Source organism: Pseudomonas sp. R1-15 (assembly GCF_051132085.1).
GTDB lineage: Bacteria > Pseudomonadota > Gammaproteobacteria > Pseudomonadales > Pseudomonadaceae > Aquipseudomonas.
Map to the genome: position 1 here is coordinate 5,322,096 of NZ_CP071660.1, position 13,061 is coordinate 5,335,156.

Annotated in this window: 9 protein-coding genes; all 9 read right to left on the reverse strand. The window is 63.0% G+C overall.

Translation table 11 applies throughout. The features are described from left to right. Positions 1–2 precede the first annotated feature (2 nt). Positions 3–665: a DUF2491 family protein gene (locus tag J3P97_RS24050; protein ID WP_434672910.1), complete on the reverse strand. Its 663-nt coding sequence runs from the start codon at positions 663–665 to the stop codon at positions 3–5. After that, positions 652–1,686 carry an ion channel gene (locus J3P97_RS24055; RefSeq protein WP_434571554.1) on the reverse strand — a complete coding sequence of 345 codons (1,035 nt, stop codon included), beginning with the start codon at positions 1,684–1,686 and terminating at the stop codon, positions 652–654. Before J3P97_RS24055 ends, J3P97_RS24050 begins: the two co-directional genes overlap by 14 nt. A 282-nt stretch (positions 1,687–1,968) precedes the next feature. After that, a complete protein-coding gene (locus J3P97_RS24060) occupies positions 1,969–2,667 on the reverse strand; it encodes a PspA/IM30 family protein (protein ID WP_434601949.1) in 699 nt (232 codons plus the stop codon). 21 nt (positions 2,668–2,688) lie between these two features. Continuing rightward, positions 2,689–3,270 (reverse strand): YjfI family protein, encoded by a 582-nt coding sequence (locus J3P97_RS24065; protein ID WP_434571551.1) that lies wholly within the window; start codon positions 3,268–3,270, stop codon positions 2,689–2,691. A 411-nt stretch (positions 3,271–3,681) separates the two neighbouring features. Beyond that, positions 3,682–4,515: a YfaP family protein gene (locus J3P97_RS24070; protein ID WP_434601950.1), complete on the reverse strand. Its 834-nt coding sequence runs from the start codon at positions 4,513–4,515 to the stop codon at positions 3,682–3,684. 3 nt (positions 4,516–4,518) lie between these two features. Beyond that, positions 4,519–6,138 carry a DUF2300 domain-containing protein gene (locus J3P97_RS24075; protein ID WP_434672911.1) on the reverse strand — a complete coding sequence of 540 codons (1,620 nt, stop codon included), beginning with the start codon at positions 6,136–6,138 and terminating at the stop codon, positions 4,519–4,521. Between the two features lies 1 nt (position 6,139). Continuing rightward, entirely contained in the window at positions 6,140–10,708 is a 4,569-nt protein-coding gene (locus J3P97_RS24080; protein ID WP_434674586.1) for an alpha-2-macroglobulin family protein, read from the reverse strand. Beyond that, a complete protein-coding gene (locus J3P97_RS24085) occupies positions 10,705–11,364 on the reverse strand; it encodes a DUF1175 domain-containing protein (RefSeq protein ID WP_434672912.1) in 660 nt (219 codons plus the stop codon). Before J3P97_RS24085 ends, J3P97_RS24080 begins: the two co-directional genes overlap by 4 nt. Continuing rightward, positions 11,349–13,058, reverse strand: a complete 1,710-nt coding sequence (locus J3P97_RS24090; RefSeq protein ID WP_434672913.1) for a DUF2138 domain-containing protein — start codon at positions 13,056–13,058, stop codon at positions 11,349–11,351. Before J3P97_RS24090 ends, J3P97_RS24085 begins: the two co-directional genes overlap by 16 nt. Positions 13,059–13,061: the final 3 nt, after the last annotated feature.

A 13,061-nucleotide genomic window follows, 5' to 3' on the forward strand; every position in this document is an offset into this window, starting at 1 on the left:
ATTCAAAGAGTGTTCAGGTCAGTGGTGTACAGCGAAATACCCAGCGAAGTGCTCATGCTGACGGTGCCTTCGGCGTCCTCTTCGACAGAGAACAGCAGGAATTCCCGGCGATCGGTCAGGCCGGTGTCGCGGGCGTACAGCATCGAGCGGTGCTCGACGCTGTAGGACTCTTGCGGATTGCTCACGCGCTCGCTCAACGCCACCAGTTCTGTCTGGCCAGCCTCGGAGCCCCATTCACGGGTGTATTCGACACCGTCGTGGGTGTAGGTCGGCAGGCCGATCAGGCTTTCCGGGCCAGCCAGCCGACGCAACTCCGCTTCGCTGTTGATCGTGACGTAGCTGAGGTAATTGAACAGGATCACCGACTCGACCTGCCCGGCGACGTCGCCGCTGGTGTGAACTTGCAGCCAGTAGTCTTCGTCGTTCATGTAGCAGCGCGACAGCCAGTTCGACTGCCCGAGGTCGACGATGCCCAGGCTCCAGATCTGTTGGGAGCCGGGGATGACCACGGTGCTGTTGCCGTCGAGCAACAACTTGAGCGTGGCATCGAACATGACCTGCTTGCCGGAGGCCAGGCCCAGCGGACCGCTGACGGGCGAGTCATGGCTGGCTGTCTTGTTCGCGTTCGGGGCCTCAAGCCCCATCAACTGTTTAAACCACCCCATGGGCAATTTCCTTGAGCCGCGCGGACGCGATGTAGAAGAGTTCTCCACCCGCGATGCGCGTGGTGCCAGGCGGATTGATCGATGGGTGTCGGGCACCCTTGGCGCGGTAGCCGATCAGCGTAGCGTTGTGCTGCTCTTTCATTCGGCCGTAGAGGTCGCCGAACGTCGCTTCAAACGCATCGGGCAATTTCATCAGGTATTGGGTGGCGCCTTCGCCGACACAGAGCAACTCGTTGATGACCACTGACGAGCCCGGATCCTGGGAGGCCCGCACGAGCATTTCGATGGCCATGCTGGAGGTGCATTCCAGGCTCGGCGCATAGGCGCTGGCGAGGGCGGCAATTTCGCTGTCATTGAAGTGGGCGACCACATGCCCGACGGGCCCCAGCCGATTGACCGCCAGCACCGTGGCCAGGGTCAGGTCGTCGGAATGGGTTCGCACCAGCACGCGCTCGGCGCCGGGTACGCCGGCGCGCTGTAACAGGGCGACCGAGGACAGGCTGTCGCCCTTGATGAACGAGGCCTTGCCGGGCATGGGGTTTTCTTCGAGATCGCAATCGCAGATGACGATCAGGTTGTCATTGGACGTTTCGTCCTGCAGCAATAATTCAATGACCCGCTCGCTGGAGGCGCCCTCCCACCCGATGAGAACCGTGTGGCCGACCTGGCCAGTGAAATCGCCTTTGCCTTTCATGCCTTTTCTCCATACATCGATGACGCTGCTGGTGGTTTTGCCGATGGCTGCCGTCAGCAGCGCAATGCCCCCGAGCATCACCCAGGTAGCCACGAACACCCGTCCCGCCGCAGTCTGCGGCGCGAGATCGCCATAGCCGACGGTGAGCGTGGTGGTGAGATAGAAGTAGGTGAACGTGGCGGCGGCGATAAGGTGCTGCTCGCCCAGCAACACCAGGCCGATCCAGGCCGTGGACAGGTGCACACCCAGCGCAATGGCCAGGCCGGCCCAGCCGAATCGATGAAAGAACGACGAAGCGTACGCGCGCAACAGAAGAAAAATCGACATTTCGTCCCTGACTCCGTGGGGCTTCGTTCCTGGCGGGATGTTCGCTCGGGCAGCTGTGTGATCGAGCGTAGTGGCCGGACAGCATTAAACCTGTTGCGGGGCTTGGATAGAAGTACCTTGGCGACAATAAATCCGACGAGCAGGCAGGCCGAGCACAGTCCTTGTGGCGAGGGAGCTTGCTCCCGCTGGGGCGCGAAGCGGCCCCCAAAGAATGGGACTGCTGCGCAGTCCAGCGGGAGCAAGCTCCCTCGCCACGGGTTCACTCAGGACAACGTGTACCGATCACTCAGCCGATTTTTTCTTCAGGCGTTCCAGGATCGCGTTGGCGCTGCCTTCGTTCGGCGTGATGCCGGCGTCACGCAGCTTGCGCTCCAGGTCGGAGCCGGTCGAAGCCTCCGCCAATTCGTCCTGGGCTTGCAGTTCAGCGGCCCGCTGCTGTTGCTTGGCTTGCAGGCGATTGAGTGTACCGACCGCTGTTTCCAGCTTGCCATTGGCGCCGCCGCTGGCAATCGAGGCACTGACCTGGGCCTTTTGCACGCTTTCCCGGGCCTTGGCCATGTCCACTTGCTGACGCAGGCTTTTGATGCGGCTTTCGGCCTTGGTGATGTCCTTGCGCATGTTTTCCGCGTAACCGCCAAATTCCGTTGCGTGCTTTTGCTCGGCGTCCAGTTCGTTGGTCAGGGTCGAAATGGCTTCGGCCACCTCCAATGCCAGATCCTCGCGGTTGGCCTGGATCGCGGCCAGGGCCTTGGCTTCGAGGTCCTTGATCTTGGCGTTGTATTCGCCGACGCGATCGGTCGCCAGCTTGTGCTTGGCCATGATCGTGACCAGCTCGCGCTTGGCGTTGGCCAGCGCGGTGTCGGCGTCGCGAATTTCCTGGTCGAGGATGCGCAGGGCCTGTTGATCGACGATCGATTCGCCGACTTCATTGGCACCGCCACGCAGCGCGGTGAACAACTTGCTCCAGATGGACTGAGTCATTGGATAGTTCCTGTTGGCGAATTAATTGAAGAAGCGGTCGAAGGCTTCGCTGGCACGCTGCACATTGTCAACGAGGGTTTTGACCTCGGTGACGATGTTGGTCAGGCTGGAGTCGGAACTCAGCGCACCGAACATGTTGTAGACGACCTGGCCGTTGGGCATGGTCTCGATGCCGATGGACGACAGCGGAAACATCTCCCGGCTGCGCAACACGGCGTCGTTGAAGGCCGCTACATCCTTGATCGACTCGACATCCACCAGGACGGTGTCGACGATGATCTGGTCGCCGACCACGGCGATGTAGATCGGCAAACCGCCGAAGTCATTCATTTCCAGCTTGATGCTGGATTCGGAGCCTTGGACGAGGCTCAGGGTGATGTCGTTCGCGACCACTTCGTCCAGGGCCTGAAGGGCGCTGTAGAGACGGTCGATGTTCCAGTTATTACCTGCGCTCATGTAATTCTCCGACATGAATGAGCCAGCCAGAATCGGTTGGCGTAGCTGTTTCTCCATTTGCTTGAGCAGGCCTCGATTTTCGGGAAGCACCCAAGTCTCGTGTTTTACATAGCCTGCGGCACTCAGGCCCGCGCGCATCTGCTTCATGTAGAAGCTCGACGGTTTTTTCGCCGAGGGCTTGGCGCGTTCTTCCGTGCGGCTCACTGACTCGGTCACAGAGCCGTCAGGTGGATCTGCTGGAGAGCTGGTTGGCATGGCATTGGCCCCACTGTGAAAAACTCACGCGTGAGAGACACTACAGGTACTTTCCAAACCCCACAATAGCTCACGCGTGAGATTTTTATTTGTCACAAACACACTGACGCCACCTGTGGGAGCGAGCCTGCTCGCGAATCGGTGGGTCAGCTTGCATTGATGTTGAATGTGCCGCCGTCTTCGCGAGCAGGCTCGCTCCCACAGGATTTCCCAGGGTCCACAAATCAGGCGTCAACCCCAGAATCCCTTGTGGCGAGGGAGCTTGCTCCCGCTGGGCTGCGCAGCAGCCCCCCCTCCTGTCCCTCACGGATAGCTGAAGCTCTTGATCAACGTCAGCTCCCCGACCGCCCGCATCGGCACCACGAACGTTTCCATCTTCTCGCTCGGTGTGCCCTCTTCAGTAATCACCGTCACCTGCGCCGTGGTCAGGGCCTGTTGCGCCTGTTCCACCTGCTCGCCGTCGCCCTCCTCATCCTCGTCACTGCGGTAGCCGCCGCCGTAATAATTCACGTACACCAGGTACTGGCCTTTGATCGGCGCGGGCATGGCGAAAATTTCCGGGCCGTAGCCGGTGGTGACGTCAACGTCGAGCGCGGCGCCGTTGGCGACGGCGCGGTCGCCGTACCAGATGTGCGCGCCATCGGGCGTCACCAGGTGCAGGTCGAGGTCGGTGCCGTCGCTATCCCAAGTCAGCAGGACCCGTAGCTTGGCCGGGGTGGCGCCGCCGGTGGTGTTGAGGAACTGCGTGCGGTGGCGCTGCTGACCATCGGCGCTGCGCACTTCAACGCTGTTGCTGCCATTGGGGAATGAGAACGGTCGGTCGAAACGGCCTTCTTCATCTGTTTTCAGCGGTAGGCTTACGCCGTTGACGATCAATTGTCCTGGTGCGTTGCTGTCCTTGGGCGCGCCTTTGATCTGGCCGCTGATGCGCGCGGTGTCGGCCTGGCCCGGGGGCGTATTGACCGACGAGGCCGGGTAGTTGACGGTCTGGCTGAAGCTTTCGCCCTCGCCCCCCGGCGCACCGCTGCGCCAGCCGCCGACGGGTGTGTCGAGCTTGATGGGGTCGGCAGCCATGGCCGGTGGCAACGCGGTCAAGGCACAGAGCAACAACAAGACCTGTGGATAACGGAGTGTCATGGTCTATTCCAGCAAGAGGTGACGGGCAAGCCCTTCGATATAGGTTTCGTCCTGGCCGTTGGGGTGAGCTTCAAAGGCCAGGTGCAGGTATTCGTGTGTGAGGTCGAGGCGGTCTTGCAGCGACAGCACGCCACGTACGTAGATGCGCTGGCGCTCGCGGTCGACATACGGCCGGCCGAAGGCGACGCGGCAGACCGCGAAAGCGCTGATTTCGTTGTAGCCCACTTCGCTTTCCAGGCGCTGACGCCAGTCACGGCGCTGCTTCAGCAACCAGTCCTGGGCCGCGGGCAACGCTTCACAGGACGCCACCGGATTGTCCCAGCGGCTGAGGCTGGCACGCGGATACGCATGCAGCAGGATGGCGTCGTAGCGTTGGCCGCCGTTGGCTTGTTCAACGGCTTGGGCCCAGGACAATTTGTCCGGGCCCGGTTGATCTGAGTGGTAAGTGACGTCAGTGCCGGCCAGGACCAGATCAGTGGTCCACGCGGCAATCGCGCGGGTTTCAGGCGCCGCCGGACGCGGGGCGACGCGCTGGCGGTGACTGCTGTCATCGATGCTCAGGCAATCACCATTGCGCCCGGCGTTTTGCAGCAGGTAGGTGCGAATCGCCACGGCCAATGCCTTGGCCGCTTCGACCGGTTCGGCCTTGGCTTCGCGTTGCAGGACCCGGGCGACATATTCTTCCCGATCCAGTCGCGCGACCAACTTGCCAGGCAGCAGGAACAGCTCGCCGTCGCTGTGGATATCCAATTGGTTGCCATTGGTGAACTCGACACGGTAATCGCCGCGCAGCTGACCCGGCGTGGCAGGACGGTCGCCAGCCATGACCCGCTGCAACGGATAACGGGCAAACAGGCCTACTTCCACGCAACGCCCGGTTTCCGCCGGCCAGCGCGACGGCAGTGCCGTGGCCAAGCCATCGCCATACTTCTTCAGCACCTGCTGGCTGGTACCGCGGCCGCCGGCCCAGACGGGCGTGCCATCGGCCAGCCAACCGGCGAAACCGCCCTGGCGCGACGCTGGGCCCCGGTCACCCAGCCAGCTCCAGGTCTTGACCCGCAGGCGACCGCCCAACTGACCGACCAATCGCCCATCCGCAGCGCCGAGCACCACGTCGAGTAATACCCGCCGGGCCTGATCCTGGGCCGGCAACGTGGCCAGCGCCTTGAGCAGTTCTGCAACGGGTACCTGGGTTTGCGGCTGCAAGGTCGGCAAGTCCAGCAACCAGTTCGGCGCCCGGCGCGCTTGCCAGTAATCTCGCCAGTCCGGCGCCGAAAGCCCGAGCCGTTGCGGTTCGAAGTACAAGCCGCAGGACTTCACCAGCGCCTGATCACGGCCGATGCTCTGCCCGGCATTGCAGCAATAGACTTCTTCTTTCGATTCGCCGCGACACTCATAGACCGGCTCGCGGGCATCGGTGTCCACCAGCCAGGCGTAGACGAAGAGCTTCCACAGGCTGCCCAACGGTGCCGTCAACGCGTCCGGCAACGGCTGGCGATCCAGCACCTGGGTCTGGCTCACTCGCAACAACTGACCGTCGAAAGCCAGGCGCAAGGGCTCCTCCTGCGCTGTCGCCAGCGCAGGAATCAAGCACAACAGCCACCAGCCCCAAGGCTTGCGCATGTCAGTTGACCGTCACCTGACCGAGCGCCGGTTTCTGTTCGCGAGCCTGGTTTTGCGGCGCATACACCTGGGTGAAACGCACCGGCGGCAGGGTGAACTGGCCCTTCTGGGAGAAACGCACCAGGTGCCGCAGGCGCAGTTCGCCACTAAGGGCATCCACCGGGACCGCGTAAGCCATCTGGCCCGGTTCGAAACGGGCCTTTTCCAGGGACGTCGGTTCGCTGTCGGCCTTGCCCAGCAACTGGATGCCCCACGTGGTGCGCTCCACATCAGCGCCCGGCGGCAGCGGCACTTCGAGCATGCCGTAGCGCAGCGGCGTTGAGGCCTTGCTGTTGATGATCACTTCATCCAGATAGAGGCTGTCGCTGGACAACGGCTTGTTGCCGACGGCTTCGAGCTTGAAGGTGAACGCTTCGTCGCCCGGGACGAGGCGCGACAGGCGACGCGTAATGGACACCGCCATCGGCGCAATTGGCGCTTGCTGGCTCTGGAAGCTCAATGACGCCTGCACCGGACGCGCCTGGGCACTGGTCAGGGTCAGCATCGTTGGTAGCTGCGCGCCCTGCCACTGCCAGTAGGTTTCACCGGTCGCGCCCTGCTTGGCTGCCCAGCCTTCGGCCGGTTCCAGGGTTGTGGCCGCCGGCGCCTGTTCGATACTGCGCTGCAACCAGGTCAGGGCCAGGGCACGTTCCAGCGTGGATTGCTGTGGCAACACGCGCTGCAGCAACGCGGCGGCGCGCGCCTGATCGAAGCTCTGCAACGACAACAGCAAGGCCTCGACGAACGGCTGGGAGCTGAGTTCCAACTGCTGTTGCGCGGCGTCTGCCTGGCGACTGAAGGCCGCCGGCATTGGCACTTTTACCTGCTTGGCCAGCGATGCCGTCAGGACACGGGCGCTGGCCAGGCCGAGGGCTGAATCCGGCGCGTACATGACGAGGCTGTCCTCGCCACTGTCCAGCACGCTCTCGGTGCTGTCTTCGCTGGCCTTCGCCAGGTCGTCCATCAAACCGCTGACCAAGGTGTTCACCGGCAGCTGCATCTGTTTGGCAAACGACAGGATCAGGGCACGTTGCAGCAATGGCGTATCACCGGCCTGCTTGGCATAGACCTCCAGCACTCGCTGCCAGTGTTCCGGCGGCAGGTTCAGGTCCAGCGCCTTGCTGGCGTGCCAGTCGGCGTAATAGGCGTAGGCGGTGAGGAATGCATCCGGCTCGCCATCCTGGCCCCACCAGGTGAAGCTCGCCGACGGGCCGGCCATTTGCACCAGGCGCAAGCGACTGTTCTGCATGATCAAACGCAAGCGGTCACGGATCTGTGGGTTCGACGCCAGGGACGGGTAGGCAATGCTCAACGGCAACAAGCGGCTGGCGGTCTGTTCGACGCCGCCGTACGGGTAGCTCAGCAGGTCGTCCAGGGCCGAACGGAACAGCGCTTGCGGGCTGTCATCCAGACGCAGGCGAATGTCACTGGCGTCGGCCGGCAGGCTCAGTGGCGTGGCGTCACTCATGACGTCGAGGCGCTGGCTCTGGGTGACTTGCCAACCGTTGCCGCTGGCATTGAGGTGCATGGCCAGGGAGTCCTGGGTTTCGCCATTGAGTTGCAACTGCACGGTCAAGTCGCCGTTGCTCAGTTCCATGGTCGGCAGCGCGACGTAGTTGATGCCATTTTTCAGGTCCGCGACCACACGCTGTTCGGCGCCGGCGTAGCGGATCAACAGTTCGGCCTTGAGCGGTTTTTCCGACTGGCTGAAGACGAACAGGCCCAGTTGCGGCTTGTCGCCCACGCGGAAGCGGGTCGGGCCGCTCCACTTCAGGTACAGCGGTTTTTCCGAGGCGATGAACTGCTTCTTCTGCCCCACCTGGCCGTCGTCAGCGATTGCCTTGGCGGTGATGCGCCAGCGGGTCAGGGAGTCCGGCATCTTGAAGGTAAAGCGGGCCTTGCCGTTGGCGTCGGTGACCAACTCCGGTTGCCATGCGGCGGTGTCGACGTCTTCGCGACGCGGCCGTTCCAGCACCTTGACGCCGCGCTCGCTGCGGTTGGCCTTGCCCGGCGCGCCAGGGCTGCCCGGCAGCGCCACGTCGTAGCTGATGAACGACAGGCTGGCGCTGGTGCGCACGTTGTTGCGGCGGGGGTGATAGAAGAACTGGTCGATAGTGGGCGCCACTTCCGGTTGCAGGGCATAGACCATTTCATCGACGACGCTGACGGTCAGGTGCGCCGGGATCGCCTTGCCGGCGAACTGGGTGCCCAGGTCCACGGTTACGGTGTCGCCCGGGCGATACGTGGCTTTATCGGTGGTGATGGCCACGTCGATCTGCGGCGCAACCACCTTGATCCCGGCGTTCTGGAAGCTGTACTGGCCGCCCTTGGTGTACAGCACCGAGAAGGTCAGGTTCGGCGCAAAGTTGTCTTTCACGGCAATGCGCGCGCGGTATTGGGTGTCGCTGAGCTTTTCCATCTTCAGCCAGTCGGCGCCCTTGGTCAGCAGCGCGGTAGCCTCGACCTTGTCCCGCTCCAGGGACAGCAGCGCGTCGCTGACCGGTTCCGGGAAAGTGATCAAGGCCAGGGCTTCGTCACCGGTCTTGTATTCAGGCTTGTCGAAGACGATCTCGACCGTGCCCGGCACGGCCTTGATACCTTCACCGGTTACCGCATGCGCGGCGGCGCCAATGACCCGGCCGTGGTCGTCCTTGAGCGTCAGGTTGTAGGTGCCAGGACGCTCGAAGGTCAGGCTGAAACCCTTGTCCTTGGCCGCCAGCTTGCCTTCACCGGTGCTCTGGTCTTCCAGGCGTACCCAGGCGTAGCTGCCCGGTGTCACGGCCTTGGCCTGCTCGTTGCCGCCTTCGTTGGCGTAGCTGAACGACACTTTCTGGCCGACGGTGCTGAACCGCTGGGGAGCGCTCAGGCGGAAATTCGCCGCGCCACGGTCGATGAGGATTTCCTTGCTGGTCTTGACCCGATAGGCCGCGCCATCGCTGGCGAATACGGTAAGTGTGTAGCGGCTTGGCTTGTCGGCGGCCGGCAGGTCGAGGACGGCGTTGCCCTTGGCGTCGGTGGTCACTTCGCTGCTGGTCAGCTCCACCGGGAATTGCCCCAGGTATTGCAGCTCGTTATCCACCATCGACAGTTGCTGGGCGCGCAGACTCAGGCTGACCTTGGCGTCCGCCACGGGCTTGCCGTCCGGGTACAGCAACACCAGATTGCCCTTGACCGGCTCGCCGGTGCGGTAATCCTGCTTGGCGAGGTTCAGGGCGATTTCGAAATGCGGCTTGACGTATTCAGCCACGCGAAAGGCGCTGCTGTAGAGCTGATCCTTGTAGCTGAAGCGCAACTCATAACCACCGGCCACGGCATTTTCCGGCAATTGGAAACGGCCCTGGGTGCCGGCCTTGGAGTCGAGCTTCAAGGCCAGGGTTTGCAACGCGGTGCCGGTCGCGTCCAGCACTGTGACGTTGACGTCGGCGGCGGTCGGTTGCACCGAGTCACGGGCGTTCTTGAACTCCCGGCCAACGATCTTCAGTGACACCCAATCCCCCGGCCGGTACAGCGGCCGGTCGGTGAAGGCGTAGAGCTTGGTGTCGTAGATTTCGCTGTCGTAGTAGAAGTTTTCCGAGACGAACACCCCGCCCTCTTCGTCCTCGCCAATGACGAACGAACGCTCCGGGCTGACGTGCTTGAGGCGCAGCAGGCCGTCTTCATCGGTGGCACCGCTGCTCATCACACCCAGGCCGTCGGTCCACAGCACGTTGACCTTGGGCACCGAGCGCCCTTCATGCTTGCGTGCGGCCCAGACCAGCAATTCGTCGCCGGCAATCTTGCTCACGGCCACGGTGTTGGAGACAAAGACCATCGTCGTCGCCCGGTACTTGCCGATCAGCGCTTCCACCAGGTACAGGCCCGGCTTCAACTGGCCCAGCGGCACGTAGACATTGCCCGGCGCGACGCTGACAAAATCGCTGGACGAACCGGCCAGGTCGACGCCGGCCGGTGGCTGGATCGGTTTGGCCTGCCACAGCGGATAGCGGAACTGGCTGACCACCGGCAAGCCGGGGATCAAGGCGAATTGCGCTGGAGCGTCGTACGGGGTCGGCGCGATCAGGGCATTGCCGACCTTCAGCTCCGGCACTTCTTCAGTGACTTGCTGGCGGGACTCGTAGGAGAACGCCCGCTGCATCACCCGGCGGGACTTGCGATACCAGTTGTCCCACAGGTACGCGAGGGTATTGGACAAGCCTTCGCCCTTGAACTGGCCGTCGCTGACCACGCGATGCAGGTTCTTCTGGCGCTTGAGGAACTCCAGTGGCTTTTCGATGCGATAGACGCGGATATCGGCGCCGCCGTAGGGCTCCATGCGGAACCGGCGGTAGTCGCGACCCGGCGCTTCGAGACGGACCATCGCCTGCTCGTCGCTGGCGAAACTGCTGTCGGCCAGCAGGAAGAAGCTTTCACCGGACACCGGCGTGTAGCCGCTGGGCTCCACCGTGTCTTCGGCGTTAACGAGAGGTGCCAGCAACAGAGCAAACAGCAGGGGCAGTTTTGAACACAAGCGCAGCATGCGGGCACCGGTCATTGGGTGAGAAAGTTGAGTCGATAGACGCCGATGAAGTTGGGGTTGGCTGCGTCGGGTATCCATCGGGTGTCCTTCCAGTTCATGAGTTGTTGCAGGCTTGCGGAACGCATGCCGTTGTCAGTGGGGGTGGTAGTGCCGGTGTGATAGGCGATGTAGCGGCCCATCCAGATCATCAGGTGCTGGTCGTCGCCCTGGTCGAAGAACATCAGGTCGCCGGGCCGGGCCTGGGTGACATCGCGGCCCACCAGACGGCTGTTGAACTGGATCAGCTTGATCGCGTTGACATAGGGCCCGACCTTGCCGCCGCCCTGTTGCCATTGCTGGGCGAGGCGCCGTTGCGCATCGCTCAGCGGCAGCTCCGGCGGCAGGTAGCGGTTGGACAGGCCATTGCTGCGCAACCATTTCTGGTCATGGACTTTCAGCGCTTCGTTGGCAGCGAAGCGCACCAGTCCGGCGCAGTCCTGCTGGTACCAACGCGGGCTCGGGCCTTTGCTCAGTTGCTCCTGGGCGATGCGCACGAACCAGGCCCGAAAGACCTGGGATTGTTGCGCATCCAGCGGCGGCGCCTCGTCGGCGAACGCCCGCGTGCCGAGCAGCAATGCCAGCAGCAGCGCCAATCCGGGAATGCGGATCAGTCCTGTCACAGCGCTTTCCATTCCAGCGGCAACCATTGCCAATGGCCGTCCGGCTCGCTGCCTGCAGGCAAGGTCAGGGCGTATTTGCCGTAGCCGCCGAGGGTGCGCAGTTTCGGAATCAGGTAGGTTTGCGCGGCGTTATAGAACACCGGTTCCATGTCCTGTGGCAGGCTGTCGAGGGTTTCGCGCTGCATCAGTTGCGCCATGGAGTCGGGGCCAAAGTAGACCGGCATCAATTGGTCCTTGGGCACTATATCGGCCATGGGCGGGAAGCGTTTGTCGAGGGTGCCGAGGGCCTTGTCGACCAGTTTGTCGTCAAGGGAGAACAGCAGGGTCGAACCGTGGCGCGCCAGGCTGACCCGCATGAACGCCTTGCCGGTGATCGACTCGGGCTGCTCAGCGTCCTTGGCCAGGTAGGGGCCGAAGTTGGAGCTGACCTGGCGTTGCCATTGGTGCATCGCACCTTGCTGCTTCTCTACAACCGGGAACGCATGTTCGGCGACATTGTTTTCATAGGCGCCCACCATCGAACCGAACAGCTTGCCCAGGTCGGCGTCGAGCTTGCCGTCGTCTTCGTTCAGGCTTGCCACCAGCAGCGGGGTGTACAGGCGCGACTCGGCGTACCAGCACAGGCCCGCCGCACCCGCCACGTGATCAACCATGGCCTGGGCGGCTTTTTCGTCGGCACCGAGTTTTACCAGCAGGGGCTTCTGCTGCTCGGCGGCCAGGGGCAAGGCCACGCAGGCGCTGGCGCCCATCGGCATGGCTTGCCAGATGGGCTTGAAATCGAAGTCCCGCTGGTTCTCCAATTCGTCCATGGCCAGGAAGCTGTGCCAGCCCTTGTCGTCCATGTCGAAACGCAAGCCGGCGAAGTTCGGAATGAAACGCTGGTAACCCATGGCGAGCACGCTGGCGTTGACCGAGATGCGCTGCTTGATCTGCGGCGCCTTGGGCGGCAGGCCGAAGGCTTCCGGAAAGAGTTTCTCACCGGCCAGCAATGCTTCGAGGGCCTGGGTCGAGATCATGCCCGGTTCGTCGGTAGGGCCACTGCCCTGGTCGTAGAGTTTGGTCGGGTTGGACAGCACCACCAGCTTGTCGCCATGGGACGCGAAAACCAGGGATTTGCTGGCGTTATAACTCAGTTGATAGAGCGCGACTTCATCGCCGCCCACCTTCAGGTCGCCGAGCTTGCTCAACTGGGTGTCGTCCAGGGCGACTTTCGCCAACGGCTCCAGCACCTTCGCCAATCCGCCACGGTCCATCACCAGCAGGAAATCCTTGAGTCGGCCGTCCGCACCGCGCCACAGCGCGACGTCGGCTGGCTGGTCGAAAAGCTGCTCGATCAGGCTGTCCTGCAGCTTGAGGTCATGCTCGTAGATGATCCGGCGCAGGCTGCCGATCAGGCCGAGGCGGTCGGCGTGGGCTTCGTAATAGAAGACGAAATCCTCGGTGAGCGTGGCTTTGAGGAACGGCACGGCCAGCAGGTCCTTGGGCAACTGGCTCAAGGAGTGCGCCTCGAGCAGACCGTCGGGACGGCTCACGCCGAGCTTTTCCAACGCCAGCTCCATGGGCGGCGCCTTGGGCTTGGTCATGAACCAGCCCAACCCGGCGGCCACGCCGGTCACCAGGCATAGCCCGATCAGTATCGCCGGCCAGCGGCGCACTGGTTTGGCGACAGGGGTCGGCGTGGTCGGGGAAGCAGTGTTGTCGCTCATATT

What these genes read in the sequence shown, in the direction of transcription:
- J3P97_RS24050 (WP_434672910.1), bottom strand. Translation starts at nt 665, where the DNA reads ATGGGGTGGTTTAAACAGTTGATGGGGCTTGAGGCCCCGAACGCGAAC.
- J3P97_RS24055 (WP_434571554.1), bottom strand. Translation starts at nt 1,686, where the DNA reads ATGTCGATTTTTCTTCTGTTGCGCGCGTACGCTTCGTCGTTCTTTCAT.
- J3P97_RS24060 (WP_434601949.1), bottom strand. Translation starts at nt 2,667, where the DNA reads ATGACTCAGTCCATCTGGAGCAAGTTGTTCACCGCGCTGCGTGGCGGT.
- J3P97_RS24065 (WP_434571551.1), bottom strand. Translation starts at nt 3,270, where the DNA reads ATGAAGCAGATGCGCGCGGGCCTGAGTGCCGCAGGCTATGTAAAACAC.
- J3P97_RS24070 (WP_434601950.1), bottom strand. Translation starts at nt 4,515, where the DNA reads ATGACACTCCGTTATCCACAGGTCTTGTTGTTGCTCTGTGCCTTGACC.
- J3P97_RS24075 (WP_434672911.1), bottom strand. Translation starts at nt 6,138, where the DNA reads ATGCGCAAGCCTTGGGGCTGGTGGCTGTTGTGCTTGATTCCTGCGCTG.
- J3P97_RS24080 (WP_434674586.1), bottom strand. Translation starts at nt 10,708, where the DNA reads ATGACCGGTGCCCGCATGCTGCGCTTGTGTTCAAAACTGCCCCTGCTG.
- J3P97_RS24085 (WP_434672912.1), bottom strand. Translation starts at nt 11,364, where the DNA reads ATGGAAAGCGCTGTGACAGGACTGATCCGCATTCCCGGATTGGCGCTG.
- J3P97_RS24090 (WP_434672913.1), bottom strand. Translation starts at nt 13,058, where the DNA reads ATGAGCGACAACACTGCTTCCCCGACCACGCCGACCCCTGTCGCCAAA.